The 12,867-nt window shown below is 67.3% G+C and carries 11 protein-coding genes, 1 tRNA gene and 1 pseudogene; 3 read left to right on the forward strand and 10 right to left on the reverse strand.

Annotated features, from left to right (window positions below; genetic code table 11):
* Positions 1-355: 355 nt before the first annotated feature.
* From AC3EO7_RS08780 to AC3EO7_RS08790, 3 genes are read right to left on the reverse strand one after another with little or no spacing between them, the layout of a single operon-like run.
* Positions 356-1,225: a metal ABC transporter permease gene (locus AC3EO7_RS08780; RefSeq protein WP_431963090.1), complete on the reverse strand. Its 870-nt coding sequence runs from the start codon at positions 1,223-1,225 to the stop codon at positions 356-358.
* Between the two features lies 1 nt (position 1,226).
* Entirely contained in the window at positions 1,227-1,976 is a 750-nt protein-coding gene (locus AC3EO7_RS08785) for a metal ABC transporter ATP-binding protein (RefSeq protein WP_431963092.1), read from the reverse strand.
* Positions 1,973-2,842, reverse strand: a complete 870-nt coding sequence (locus AC3EO7_RS08790) for a metal ABC transporter substrate-binding protein (protein ID WP_435590984.1) — start codon at positions 2,840-2,842, stop codon at positions 1,973-1,975. Before AC3EO7_RS08790 ends, AC3EO7_RS08785 begins: the two co-directional genes overlap by 4 nt.
* Before the next feature lie 730 nt (positions 2,843-3,572).
* On the opposite strand from AC3EO7_RS08790, the gene AC3EO7_RS08795 reads away from it, so the two are divergent.
* Positions 3,573-3,980, forward strand: a complete 408-nt coding sequence (locus AC3EO7_RS08795) for a VOC family protein (protein ID WP_431963094.1) — start codon at positions 3,573-3,575, stop codon at positions 3,978-3,980.
* 173 nt (positions 3,981-4,153) lie between these two features.
* Here AC3EO7_RS08795 and AC3EO7_RS08800 read toward each other — a convergent pair whose 3' ends face one another.
* From AC3EO7_RS08800 to AC3EO7_RS08830, 7 genes and pseudogenes are all read right to left on the reverse strand, one after another.
* Positions 4,154-4,540, reverse strand: coding sequence for an MmyB family transcriptional regulator (locus AC3EO7_RS08800; RefSeq protein ID WP_435590940.1), 387 nt, complete (start codon positions 4,538-4,540; stop codon positions 4,154-4,156).
* 494 nt (positions 4,541-5,034) lie between these two features.
* Entirely contained in the window at positions 5,035-5,433 is a 399-nt protein-coding gene (locus tag AC3EO7_RS08805; protein ID WP_435590941.1) for a GNAT family N-acetyltransferase, read from the reverse strand.
* 55 nt (positions 5,434-5,488) lie between these two features.
* Positions 5,489-6,196: pseudogene (locus AC3EO7_RS08810) on the reverse strand (transposase); the annotation flags it as partial.
* A 307-nt stretch (positions 6,197-6,503) separates the two neighbouring features.
* Positions 6,504-6,575, reverse strand: a tRNA-Val gene (locus AC3EO7_RS08815).
* A gap of 30 nt (positions 6,576-6,605) precedes the next feature.
* Positions 6,606-7,070: a peroxiredoxin gene (locus AC3EO7_RS08820; RefSeq protein WP_431963100.1), complete on the reverse strand. Its 465-nt coding sequence runs from the start codon at positions 7,068-7,070 to the stop codon at positions 6,606-6,608.
* Between the two features lie 73 nt (positions 7,071-7,143).
* The gene (locus AC3EO7_RS08825; RefSeq protein ID WP_431963581.1) at positions 7,144-7,566 is read right to left on the reverse strand and encodes a DUF3052 domain-containing protein; all 423 of its coding nucleotides are present in this window, start codon (positions 7,564-7,566) and stop codon (positions 7,144-7,146) included.
* A gap of 116 nt (positions 7,567-7,682) precedes the next feature.
* Positions 7,683-8,240: a hypothetical protein gene (locus AC3EO7_RS08830; protein WP_431963102.1), complete on the reverse strand. Its 558-nt coding sequence runs from the start codon at positions 8,238-8,240 to the stop codon at positions 7,683-7,685.
* Positions 8,241-8,633: 393 nt separating this feature from the next.
* On the opposite strand from AC3EO7_RS08830, the gene aceE reads away from it, so the two are divergent.
* Together aceE and AC3EO7_RS08840 are read left to right on the forward strand one after the other, a co-directional pair.
* A complete protein-coding gene (gene aceE, locus AC3EO7_RS08835) occupies positions 8,634-11,438 on the forward strand; it encodes a pyruvate dehydrogenase (acetyl-transferring), homodimeric type (RefSeq protein WP_488186261.1) in 2,805 nt (934 codons plus the stop codon).
* Positions 11,439-11,509: 71 nt separating this feature from the next.
* Positions 11,510-12,784 (forward strand): PucR family transcriptional regulator, encoded by a 1,275-nt coding sequence (locus AC3EO7_RS08840; protein WP_435590986.1) that lies wholly within the window; start codon positions 11,510-11,512, stop codon positions 12,782-12,784.
* The last annotated feature ends 83 nt before the right edge of the window (positions 12,785-12,867 follow it).

The raw sequence follows: 12,867 nt of genomic DNA on the forward strand, positions 1-12,867 counted from the left end.
GTAGGTCTGGGCCGGGACCCGGTGCCGATCGCGACGTTCGCCAGGATGCGCGCGGTGAGCACGCGCGTCGCGTCCATTGGACAGAGACCGCGACGGCTGCGTCTTCGGCGGGCAAGTAGTCCGGCGTGTGCCACATCGTCGTCGACGAGGCACCGCGGCCGCCGTCTGGCGTCATGTTCGCCGAGGAGGGCGAGTGCGATCCCGGCGCGCGAACTCCGTGTACATCGAGCATCCGCTGCCGACCGGACAGGCGATCAGCCGTGTTGTGGGGAGGTTATCCTCGACCTCCCCGCCGCGGCGGTCGCTCCCTTCGACGGAGTCGTCGAAGAGTACGGGTCGGCGGGGTCCCCGAGGCTCAGGCCGCGACCGCGGTGCGGCGGCGAGCGGCGGTGATGCGGCGGCCGATGACGCCCTGACGTGGAGCGAACAGGTATACGAGCGTGAAGGCGACGCCTTGGACCACAACCACCATGCCGCCCGGCGCGGTGTCGAGGTGGTAGCTGATGTACAGGCCGATCACCGAGCAGAGCGCGGATACCGACGGAGCGATCAGCAGCATGCGGCCGAAGCGATCGGTGAGCAGGTAAGCCGTGGCTCCGGGGATGATCAGCATGGCCACCACCAGGATGACCCCGACCGCTTGGAGCGCGAGGACCGCGGTCAAGGCGAGCAGCGCGAGGAGCGCGGTGCCGAGCAGGCGAGGACGCAGGCCGATGGCGTGGGCGTGGGTGGCGTCGAAGGCATAGAGGGTGAAGTCGCGTCGCTTCAGGACCAGGGCCGCGAGGACGATGACGGCGAGTATGGCGATCTGGACGAGTTCGTCACTGCTCACGCCGAGCAGGTTGCCGAAGATGATGTGGTTCAAGTCGGTTTGGCTCGGCGTCACCGAGACCAGGACCAGGCCGAAGGCGAACAGGGTGGTGAAGACGATGCCGATCGCCGCGTCTTCCTTGACCCGGCTGGTATTGCGCACGACGCCGATGAGCCCGACGGCGAGGAAGCCGAACACGACCGCGCCCACCGCGAACGGCGCACCGACGATATAGGCGAGGACTACACCGGGCAGCACCGCATGCGATACCGCATCGCCCATCAGGGACCAGCCGATCAGCACCAGCCAGCACGACAGCGTCGCGCACACCACGGCGGTGACCAGGGTGGTGGCCAGCGCCCGCACCATGAACTCGTAGCGCAGCGGATCGACGAAGAACTCGACGAGGGACATCTCAACCCGCCTTCGGAAGTGAATCGCGTTCCAGCACATCGAGTCCGAAGGCCAGGGCCAGCTTCTCCGGGCGCAGGATCTCATGGGTGTCGCCGTGCGCGAGCACCTTTCGCATGAGCAGCACCGATTCGTCGGCGAGGTCGGGTAGCGCGTGCAGGTCGTGGGTGGAGACCAGGATGGTGGCGCCGTCGGCGGCGAGTTCACGCAGCAGTGTGGTGATGGTGGCTTCGGAGCGCTTGTCCACGCCGGCGAACGGCTCATCGAGCAGCAGAATCGTTGCACCCTGGGCGATTCCGCGCGCCACGAAGGCGCGTTTGCGCTGTCCGCCGGACAGTTGGCCGATCTGCCGATCGGCCAGGTCGGTCAGTTCCACTCGCTCCAGGGCGTGTGCCACGGCCTCTCGGTCCGCGCGACGGGGGCGGCGGGTGAAACCCATGTGGCCGTAGCGCCCGGTCATCACCACATCGCGCACCGAGAGCGGGAAGCTCCAGTCGACGGCCTCGCTCTGCGGCACATAGCCGAGCGTTCCGGCGCGCCGTGCGCCGGCGGGATCGGTCCCGCCGATATGGACCGTGCCCCGATCGGGTCGCACCAGACCCATGATCGTCTTGAACAGCGTCGACTTGCCGGAACCGTTCATGCCGACCAGGCCGCACACGCGTCCCGATTGCAAGGTCAGATCGACGCCGTCGAGCGCAAGCACCTCGCCGTAGTGGACTGTGACATCACGGATTTCGATGCTGGGTGTCATGGCCGGGCTCCCGTCAGCGCCGCACTGATGGTCTTGGCGTCGTGCCGGACGAGATCCAGGTAGGTGGGCACCGGGCCATCCGCCTCCGACAGCGAGTCCACGTAGAGCACACCGCCGAATCGGGCACCGGTCGCCTCGACCACGCGCTGCATGGGCGCATCCGACACCGTCGACTCGCAGAACACGGCGGGCACCCGGTTCGCGCGGACGAAATCGATGGCCGAGGTGATCTGCTGCGGAGTGGCCTGCTGTTCGGCATTGACAGCCCAGATGTACTTCTCGGTGAGCCCTGCGTCGCGAGCCAGGTAGGAGAACGCGCCCTCGCAGGTCACCAGCGCGCGCTCGTTGGGCGGCAGCGTGGCCAGGGTGGTTACCAGTTCGTCGTGGATCTTCTGGAGTTCGGCCTGGTAGGCCGCTCCTGCGGCGTGAAAGTCGGCGGAATGCTCAGGATCGAGTTCGCTGAAGGCGCGAATCATGTTGTCCACGTAGGTCTTCACGTTCAACGGCGACATCCACGCGTGCGGGTTCGGCTTCCCCTGGTACGCGTCCTCGGTGATCGACATCGGCGCCACACCCTCGCTGACGACCACATGCTTCACGTCGACATCCTCGACGAACTGCGCGAACCACGCCTCGAGGTTCATGCCGTTGTCGAGGATGAGATCGGCGGTCGAGGCCCTGCGCACATCGCCCGGAGTCGGCTCGTAGCCGTGGATCTCCGCGCCCACCTTCGTAATCGATTCGACGGTGAGATGCTCACCCGCGACCTGCCGAGCGATATCGGCGAGCACGGTGAACGTGGTCAGCACGACCGGCTTCTCGTTCTGGTTCGCGGATTCACCACAGGCGGCGAGCGCGGCGGTCAGTGCGACGGTGCCGAGCAACGCGGCGAACACGCGAGCGGGAGTGCGGAACAACTGGTGGAGCCAAACCTTCACGAGGCGAATGATAAATTTCGGGTCACCTAAATTTCAAGTTCAAGTGGTCCAAACTGACCTTGTGATTGATGCCACATCGTGCTAGGGCAACGACTTCACACAGCGGATCGGACCCCGCCGCGCCGGTTGGGTTCGCGACGGCGGTACGTCACCAGGGCGAACTCCCGGGATCGTCCAGTACAGTCCGGCACGGTATAGACCGACCATCCGATCGTCGGACGGTGGGCAAGGCTGAGGCCACTTTCTCCGCCCGAGGCGGAACAATCGTTGCGCTGGCGTCCTCGATGCTGCGTGCGGTGGCGACTCTGCGCGCGGCTTCGTGGAGCGGGGTGCCGAGCACATCGGTCGCGCCGCGTCGGAGTCCTTCGCCCTCTATGTCCGCCGCCGACCGGACCCGCCGTCCAGGACCGGCGAGGGAGTCGGCGTACACGGATTCGGGGCGGGTGCTCGATGCCGGGGCTAACCGACGGCGTCGTTGGCGTAGATGTCGCGATAGAGGCCGGGGGGTCTCCCGCCGAATCCGTGACGAGGAGAACGCCGACGGACTTGCGCCACAACCATGTCGAGGTCGATCGCGTCCGGCTGCGCTATGTCGAAGCCTGCGGCATCACGCCGCGAAAGACCTGCGGTGTGCGAGGCCGAGCCCTACGCTCGGCCAGTGCACCTGGAACTGATCACGATCATCGTTGCGGAGTACGACCCAGCCATCGAATTCTTCGTGGAGACTCTGGGTTTCGATCTGATCGAGGACTCCCCATCCTTGACCGACGACGGGCGTCCCAAGCGATGGGTCGTCGTTCGCCCGCCCGCCGCCTCCACCGGAATCCTGCTGGCACGCGCCGATGGTGACAGGCAGCGTGCTGCGGTCGGAGACCAGGTCGCAGGTCGGGTCGGGTTCTTCCTGCGGGTCGAGGATTTCGATGCCGCATACCACCGAATGACCTCTGCTGGTGTGGAATTCGTGATCGGCCCGCGCACGGAGCCGTACGGTCGAGTCGCGGTCTTTCTCGACATCTCCGGCAACCGCTGGGACCTCCTCGGCCCTACGGAAACATCTACAGCCTGAGCGCGAATCGAGTAGCCGCGGGCATGGGGGCGAGGATGCCGTCGAAGGTTTGGGGTACACCAGTGCTGAAACCCGCCGGGCGGAGTGTGGGGCTTCGCCTGGTGACCGGATGTCGTGGGTCAGTAGCAGGTTTCGGGCAAGACCGTTGTCCGAGCGCGGTGGGCTTCGTCGAGTTATTCGCGGACTCGAGCGTTCATTGTGGGATGCGCGTCCCCGCTGTCCGCGCCCAGGCCCGCGAGCAGGCGCAGCCCGTCCTCGGTGGGGCTGCCGGGGGCCGCGTACAGCACCAGGAGCTCCATGCCTGATTCGTCCGGTAGTGCGAAGTTCTCCTGGTGCAGTTCCAGCAGTCCGACCAGCGGGTGCCGGTACGCCTTGCGTCCGTGCGTGCGGGCGCACACGTCGGCGCGAGCCCAGAGGCGGCGGAAGCGCTCGCTGCCCATCGCCAGCTCGCCGATGAGCGAGGCCAAGCGGGGGTCGTCGGGGTATTTGCCCGCGGACAGGCGCAGGTGCCCGACCACGTCGAGGGTGCATTTCTCCCAGTCGAGATCCCCTCGCTGCACCTGAAGGAGGGACTGGAGCCCGCGGGCTGCACGGGGTTCGGGCTGCACGTGCGCGGCTGACCGCCGATCGACAGGACGAGCTGGGCGGGAACCCGAGGAGCAGCCCGAGGGCCGTGGCGGTGGTGAGGGTGAGCGGCACTTCTGGTATGCCTCCGACCGTGTATCGGCGCCGGGTGGAATGGTCCATGAGTAGCGCCGAGATCGATGCGAAGAAGTCCGCAGCCAAAGGCGCAGCGGGACATGTCTTACGGAGCTGTTCGGCACCGAGCCTGAGGCGCAGGTCAGGGAAGCGCGGCATCCGGGATCGACCGGCTCGGGGCCGGGGTTCCGGAGGCGAAGGGTGGCACCAGGTAGGCGGGCTCGAGGTGGAAGAACGCGGCATCGGGATCGGCGGGCCTCAGGTCGGGTCCGGAGAAGGCGGGACCAGGGGTGTCCCTATGATTTTGGTCAAGCTGGATCGGTCGTGGTCGGTTGCGCCGCTGTGGCGTTCGGTGTCAGTTCAGCCGTAGTAGGCCGGCGTCGGTGGTTCGGAACCCGCAGGTGTCGCGATAGAAGCTGTTGAGGTGTGGTTCGTAGTCGACGTGGAGCCACTCGATACCGAGTTCGCGTAGGTCGCCGATAAGAGCCGCGACCAGGCTGGTTCCGATGCGCTGATGCTGGAAGTCGGGGGCGACCACGGTGTCGAGGAGGAACGCATGCCGACCTCCGTCCCAGACCGCGTGCACGAACCCGACAAGCCGATTGCCGACGAACGCACCGACCCACGATCTGCTGTGCCGTTCCAGGCGCGCCGTCCAAGGGCTCGGCACGTGGTCACCGCCGAAGGCGTCGGTGTGGAGCCGTGAGAGCTCCTCATCGTCGACAGCGAAACGGATGCGGAGATCCGCGATCATGCGGTGTCCTCTCAGCGCAGGTCGTCATGACGAATGAAGTCACGTCATCGTGGCATCACGTCGATGCTGGGACCAGCGGATTTCGGTAGGGCTGTTTGGTTTTGAGCATGGCGTAGAGGACGTCGCAGCGGCGCCGGGCCGGGCAGACGAGGGCGGTGTTGTGGTTCTTGCCCTCGGCGTGCTTCCGGTCGTGGTAGGTGCGGCTTGCCGGGTCGTGCAGGGCGGCGAAGGCGGACAGGAACAGGGCGCGTTCGAGTTTGTGGTTGCCTGATCGAGCTGGTGATTCCCGCGGATGGAGCTGCCGGATCGGTGGGTGACCGGGGCGATCCCGGCGTAGGAGGCGAGGTGGCCTGCCGAAGCGGAGCGCGTCGGCGAGTTTCGGTAGCACGACCTCGGCGGCTTTCGCGCCGGGAACGGTGACGGTCTGTGCGGGCAGGGCGGCCAGGACCTCATCGACCAGGCGTGTGTCCATCCGGGGCGCGTGCTCGGTGGCGATCGTGGTGAGTTTGCGTTTGCCCGCGGCTCGGATCCCTGCTGGACCGCCGCACCGGGACAAGATCTCCAGAACCGCAGGATGTGAGATCAGGGGCCCCAAGACGCGTTCGAGAGCTGGGTGGATGCTGGTCAGCAGGCCACGGATGCGGTTGCTGGTGCGAGTGGCTTGGCCAGCCAGGTCGTCGTCGAAGCCGACCAGGACGCCGAGCTCGGTGAGGGCTTCGTCGCCGGTGTCGAGCCTGGGAACTAAGCGCGGCACCAAGCGGGCACAGCATGGGATTGTCGAGCCACAGGTCGGGGTCCGGAGAAGAGGGTGGCACCAGGTAGGCGGGCTCCGGGCCGAGTCCTGGTGTGGCATTGGGATCGGCGAGTCCTGGGGTGGGCCCGGGGACGAAGCGCGGCACACCAGGTGGGACGGGCCTGGAGGGGAGCGCGCCGTTGGGATCGGCGACCCTGAGGCCGGGGGTCCGGGGGCGAAGCCCGCCGGGTGGGGCGTGAGGGCTTCGCCCCCACAAAACACGACGAAACGAGAGCGGCTCATGCTCTCCATGAGCATGAGCCGCCTGCGAGTGCTGTGGGCGCAGAGGGGATCGAACCCCCGACCGCTGGTGTGTAAAACCAGTGCTCTACCGCTGAGCTATACGCCCGTCCGCCGCCGAGGGATCGGCGGCAACGGTCTATGAATCTAGCGCGGCGAGCGCTTTCTCCCAAGCCGCCTGGTCACGGGGCTCTCCGGGGCCGTTCATCTCGGAGAAGCGGATGTATCCGTCGCGGTCGACGACGAAGGTGCCGCGGTTGGGATAGCCGGACTTCTCATTGAAGACGCCGTAGGCCTGGGCGATGGCGCCGTGCGGCCAGAAATCGGAGAGCAGGGGGAAGGTGTAGCCCTGCTCGGCGGCCCAGATCTTGTGGGTGGGCGGCGGGCCGACGGAGATGGCGAGGATGTCGGCGTTGTCGTTCTGGAACTTGGGCAGCTCGTCGCGCACCTTGCACAGCTCGCCCTGGCAGATGCCGGTGAACGCCAGCGGATAGAACACGATCAGCACGTTCTTCTTGCCCCGGTAATCCGACAGCGTGACGTCCTGGTTGTTCTGGTCCCGCAGCGTGAAATCCGGCGCGAAGGTGCCCACCTCGAGCGGCATACGCGAATCCTCCATCGGTTCGGGTCTCCACCGGGCGGCGGTAACACCGCCCGGCGAAACCATAGCGAAAGGCTCAGCGCTGCTTCGACGGAGCCTTCGGCTGTACCAGTCTGCTGCCGATCCAGGCACCGAGGCTGATCGCCGAGGTCTGGGTCAGACCTGCGGTCGGCGCTGCCTCCGCGATCTCGCTCGGATCGACATGGCCAGGCAGGCCGGTCTTGGGAGTGAGGACCCAGATGAAACCGTCGTCGGCCAGGGGGCTGATGACCTCCATCAACTCGTCGGCCAGGTCGCCGTCGCCGTCTCGCCACCACAGCAGCACGGCGTCGACGACCTCGTCGGAGTCCTCGTCGACCATCTCACCACCGCTGGCGTCCTCGACATCGGCCCTCAGGTCGTCGTCGGTATCTTCGTCCCAGCCCAGCTCCTGGACAACCAAGCCGTGTGTAATGCCAAGCTTCTGAGCGTAGTTCTGCGCGTCCGCCGCGGCGACCACGGTGGTGTCCTCCTCAACTCCCGACAGTAGATAGTTGCAAGCGAACATGGTTATCGGCTCGAGCGCAAGCCGATCGGCCGAAATGATCATCGAATGTCGCGTCGGACGCCGTGTCGTCAGCGTTTCGGGCACGCGTCGCGGACCGCGTTGCGCGCGTCGTTCACCCGCTTGCTCGCCTCGTTGAGCGCGCCGACGGGCGCGGTGTAGGTCATGGTGCGGGTCTCCGCGGCCAACGCGCGTGCGGCGGCGACGTATTCGTTGAATTTCGCGGCCAGGTCCGGGGGCAGCGGCTCCGCGGCGGTGTTCACGCCGGTTTCGACTTTCGTCGCCGCGTCCTCGAGGGTTTGCGCGGCCGCGTCGCGCTTCGCGGCGTAGTCGGGCGCGTTGGAATCGTGGGCGTCGACGAAGTCGTTGTAGCTCGACACGCCCGCACCGGTGACGGCGGGGAATTGCGCGCAGTTGTCGGTGATCGCCTGGGCTTGCGCCGCCGCCTGCCGGGACGAGGTGGCCGCGGCCGACGATGCCGCCGCCTCGGTCTTGTAAGCGGCCAGCTCCGACGTGTTCGGATAAGCGCTACCCGCCACCTGCTCGGCGCAGCCTGCGACCGTCAATCCGGTCGCGACGGCGGCGGTCGCGCACACCAGTCCGAACCCGCGTGGGTTCAGCAGTTTCATCGTCCTCCCCGCTCTTGTTCGTCCATCGGCGGTCATCGAAAAACACGTGTTCAGGCGGCTGAGCGACGCCCGGTTCCCGGCGCGTGCCGGGGCAACTGGGGAGTAACCAGTTTCCTGCAAACGGTACTGGATTTCCTGCTGACATGATGACCTGGGACGCATCCTCGGCAAGGATGGAGGGTGCGCCCGAACCTTACGTAACGGGTGGTCCGCCCACCAGCGCGCCCGCCCGGGGAAACAGACGCCACAGCATGTCCACCCCCTGTACGAGGAGCACCTTTGACCGACCTGATCGACTCTTCCACTTCAGCGAAATCCGCTGAAAGCACCGCCGCCCCCGCTCCCGCCGCCGGACGCGAATCGAACGGTTCGCAGCCGCAGTCGGGTGGACGTGTGCGGGTGATCCGCGAAGGGGTGGCGTCCTACCTGCCTGACATCGATCCGGAGGAGACGAGCGAATGGCTCGAGTCCTTCGACGAGATGCTCGACCGCGAGGGCCCGGGCCGGGCCCGCTATCTGATGCTGCGCCTGCTGGAGCGGGCCGGTGAGCGCCGGGTCGCCATCCCGTCGCTGACCTCCACCGACTACGTCAACACGATCCCCACCGAGAACGAGCCGTGGTTCCCCGGCGACGAAGAGGTGGAGCGGCGCTACCGGGCCTGGATCCGATGGAACGCGGCCATCATGGTGCACCGCGCGCAGCGGCCCGGCATCGGCGTCGGCGGCCACATCTCGACCTATGCCTCCTCCGCGGCGCTCTACGAGGTGGGCTTCAACCACTTCTTCCGCGGCAAGAACCACACCGGCGGCGGCGACCAGATCTTCATCCAGGGCCACGCCTCGCCCGGCATCTACGCGCGCGCCTTCCTCGAAGGCAGGCTCAGCGCCGACAAGCTCGACGGGTTCCGGCAGGAGTACAGCCACGGCGGCCTCGGCCACGGGCTGCCGTCCTACCCGCACCCGCGGTTGCTGAACAACTTCTGGGAGTTCCCGACGGTGTCCATGGGCCTCGGCCCGATGAACGCCATCTACCAGGCGCGGTTCAACCACTACCTGCACGACCGCGGCATCAAGGACACCTCCGACCAGCACGTCTGGGCGTTCCTCGGCGACGGCGAGATGGACGAGCCGGAGTCGCGCGGTCTCGCGCACGTGGCCGCCATGGAGGGCCTGGACAACCTGACCTTCGTGGTGAACTGCAACCTGCAGCGCCTGGACGGTCCGGTGCGCGGCAACGGCAAGATCATCCAGGAGCTGGAGTCGTTCTTCCGCGGCGCGGGCTGGAACGTCATCAAGGTGATCTGGGGCCGCGAGTGGGACGCGCTGCTCGGCGCCGATCGCGACGGCGCGCTGGTGAACCTGATGAACACCACCCCCGACGGTGATTTCCAGACCTACAAGGCCAACGACGGCGCCTACGTCCGCGACCACTTCTTCGGCCGCGACCCGCGCACCAAGGCGCTGGTGCAGAACATGTCCGATCAGGACATCTGGAATCTCAAGCGCGGCGGGCACGACTACCGCAAGGTGTACGCCGCCTACGCCGCCGCGATGGCGCACAAGGGTCAGCCGACGGTGATCCTGGCCAAGACCATCAAGGGCTACACCCTCGGCAAGCACTTCGAGGGCCGCAACGCCACGCACCAGATGAAGAAGCTGACGTTGCAGGACCTCAAGGACTTCCGCGACCTGCAGCGGATCCCGATCACCGACGCCGAGCTGGAGAAGGATCCGTACCTGCCGCCGTACTACCACCCCGGTATGGAGGCCCGCGAGATCCAGTACATGCTGGACCGGCGCCAGACGCTCGGCGGCTTCCTGCCCGAGCGGCGCAGCTTGGCAAAGCCGCTGCAACTGCCGGGCGACGAGGCGTACCGCTCGGTGCGCAAGGGCTCGGGCAAGCAGAACGTGGCCACCACGATGGCGCTCGTGCGGTTGATGAAGGAGCTGTTGCGGGACAAGGAGATCGGCAAGCGGATCGTGCCGATCATCCCCGACGAGGCCCGCACCTTCGGTATGGACTCGTGGTTCCCTTCGTTGAAGATCTACAACCGCAACGGCCAGTTGTACACATCGGTCGACGCGGAATTGATGCTTGCCTACAAAGAGAGCGCGATCGGGCAGATCCTGCACGAGGGCATCAACGAGGCCGGTTCGACGGCGTCGTTCACCGCGGCGGGCACCTCCTACGCGACGCACGGCGAGCCGATGATCCCGCTGTACATCTTCTACTCGATGTTCGGCTTCCAGCGCACCGGCGACGGACTGTGGGCGGCCGCGGATCAGCTCGCGCGCGGATTCGTGCTCGGAGCGACCGCCGGGCGAACCACGCTGACGGGTGAGGGTCTGCAGCACAACGACGGACACTCGCTGCTGCTCGCCTCCACCAATCCCGCGGTGGTGACCTACGATCCGGCCTTCGCCTTCGAGATCGCGCACATCGTGCGCGACGGCCTGCGCCGGATGTACGGCGGCGGCGTCACGCCGCCGCATCAGGCCGCGCTGCCGGGCACCGAGCCCATGGAGCGGCCCGACACCGACACCTTCGGCGGCGAGGACATCTTCTACTACATCACCCTCTACAACGAGCCCTACCAGCAGCCGGCCGAGCCGGACGACCTGGACGTGGCTGGTCTGCTCGAGGGTCTCTACCTGTACCGGCGCGGGGGCGAGGGCGACGTGCGCGCCCAGATCCTGGTCTCCGGCGTCACGGTGCCCGACGGCTTGCGCGCACAGGCGCTGCTCGCCGAGGAGTGGGGTGTGCAGGCGGATGTCTGGTCGGTGACCTCGTGGGGCGAGCTCCGCAAGGAGGCGCTGGCCAAGGAGATCGCGGCGCTGCGCAAGCCGGGCGAGGATCCGGGCGTCCCGTACGTCACCGAGGCGCTGTCGCGGGTCGAAGGCCCGTACGTCGCCGCGACCGACTGGATGCGCGCCGTCCCCGATCAGGTGCGCAAGTGGGTGCCCGGCGACTTCACCACGCTCGGCACGGACGGGTTCGGCTTCTCCGACACCCGGCCCGCCGCGCGACGCGTCTTCAACGTCGACGCGCAGTCGATCGCCGTCGCGGCCCTGGCCGGGCTGGGACGGACCGGCAAGATCGACCCGGCCAAGGCCGTCGAGGCCGCCGCGAAGTATCGGATCGATGATGTGGACGCCGCGCCGAAGGCGGCGGTGGGTTCGGACGAAGATCTCGCATAGCGGAACATTGGATCGTGGAACGTAAACCGCCGCGGCCCCGTCGGATCACCGAAGGCTCCTCCGAGCACGAGGTGTATCTGCCGACCGGCGCGCTCTCACCGAACCGGCAGAATCGCGACCCGCTCCCGGACACACTGCTCAAACGGGTGAAGCAGTTCTCGGGCCGACTGTCCACCGAGGCAGTGGGGTCGATGCAGGATCGGTTGCCGTTCTTCGCCGATCTGGACGCCGCGCAGCGCGCGGGCGTCCAGATGCTGGTGCAGACCGCGGTGGTGAACTTCCTGGAGTGGCTGCAGGATCCCGACAGCGACATCCGATTCAGCCTGGACGCCTTCCAGGTGATTCCGCAGGATCTGGCGCGGCGGCTGACGCTGCGCCAGACCGTCGACATGGTCCGCGTGGCCATGGAGTTCTTCGAACAGTGGCTGCCCGCGCTGGCGCGCAACGACCGGCAGCTGGTCGCGCTCACCGAGGCGGTGCTGCGATACGGGCGCGAGCTCGGTTTCGCGGCCGCCTCGGTGTACGCCAGCGCCGCGGAATCGCGCGGCGCGTGGGACACCCGCCTCGAGGCGCTCGTGGTGGACGCGGTGGTGCGCGGCGACACCGGCCCGGACATGCTGTCCAGGGCCGCGACGCTGAACTGGGACGCCACCGCGCCCGCCACCGTCCTCGTCGGCACGCCGCCGGGGGAGCAGGGCGTCTCGTCCGTTGGTTCGGTGCACGCCATCGCGGCGCGGCACGGGCGGGCGGCGCTGGCCGTCGTGCAGGGCACCCGGTTGGTCATGGTGGTGAGCGGGCATCTCGGCGACGCCGGGTACGTCTCGCCGTTCCTGGCCGACCTGCTCGCCGAGGTGTTCTCCGACGGTCCTGTGGTCATCGGCCCGACCACCCGCACCCTCGGCGCGGCGCACGCGAGCGCGGTGGAAGCGCTGGCGGGCATGGAGGCCGTGGTGGGCTGGCGGGGGGCGCCGCGTCCGGTGCACGCGGCCGAGTTGTTACCCGAACGCGCTTTGTTGGGTGATCGAGGTGCGATCGACGCGCTGAACGAGTATCTTGTCCTCCCGTTGGCCGCCGCTGGATCGGCGCTCGCCGACACCCTCGATGCCTATCTGGATTGCGGGGGCGCGGTCGAGACGTGCGCCCGTCAGCTGTACGTCCATCCAAATACTGTTCGCTACCGACTCAAACGGATCGCGGAGATCACCGGCCGTGATCCGATGAATCCGAGGGACGCGTACGTACTCCGTATCGCGGCAACGGTGGGTCGTTTGACACGAACACGTAACGAAACGTCAACACCAGCCCCAGAGGTAACTCCGATCCCGATCGGTCAAGAAGGGCTGTAACGCGGAAGGCGGGTCGGTCGATCGGGGCAACCCACGTGGGATTTTGTGGGACCTCCACAAAACCCGTCCGGAAGCTTCATTCG

The organism is Nocardia sp. bgisy118, from assembly GCF_057708605.1.